This window comes from Collinsella sp. LCP21S3_C7, from assembly GCF_052118485.1.
In the GTDB taxonomy this organism is placed as follows: domain Bacteria; phylum Actinomycetota; class Coriobacteriia; order Coriobacteriales; family Coriobacteriaceae; genus Collinsella.
Window position 1 is genome coordinate 1 of record NZ_JBQKHC010000064.1, and the last position, 577, is coordinate 577.

General features: G+C 72.3%; 1 protein-coding gene. It reads right to left on the reverse strand.

All coding sequences use genetic code 11. The features are described from left to right. The coding region (locus tag ACTQ1E_RS08885) for a helix-turn-helix domain-containing protein (RefSeq protein ID WP_441565903.1) at positions 1–485 on the reverse strand (485 nt) is incomplete at its 3' end. Positions 486–577: the final 92 nt, after the last annotated feature.

The window sequence follows — 577 nt, forward strand, 5'->3', positions numbered from 1 at the left end:
ACCAGCTGCCTTATCCACCTCGCGCCGTCGGCGGTCACCACCTCTATGGCGCGCCTCTGCTCGCGCGTGAGCTCGTCGAGGAACAGGTTGAGCACGTCCTTGCCGGTGCCCTCGTGCGCCCAGATGAGGCAGCCGCGGTCGTGGTCGACGACCACCGTGACGTACTTGTGGCCCTTCTTGTACGACGTCTCGTCGATGCCGATGCGGCGCACGCCGTCGAACCTCGAGGCGCCGCGCGCGGCCTCCAGCTCGGCGTAGACGCGCCTGCACACGCCGCCCACGCTGTGCCACTCGACGCGGGCGAGCTCGGAGACCGCCGAGGCGGTGCAGCGGACCGCCAGCCACGCCACCCAGTCCTCGAAGTCGCGCGTGAAGCGCGCCCCGTGCCGCGCCCAGGGGACGGCCTCGGTGCGCACGCCGTGCTCCGGGCAGCGCACCCTGCAGGGCGCGTACTCCAGGTAGCAGGCCGAGCGCGCCAGGTCCATCGCCCTCCACAGCCTGGGGGCCCCGCGGTTCGCCATGTCGTAGAAGTCGCAGGCCCTGCCGCATACGGGGCAGCGGCGCTGCTCGCGCTTGT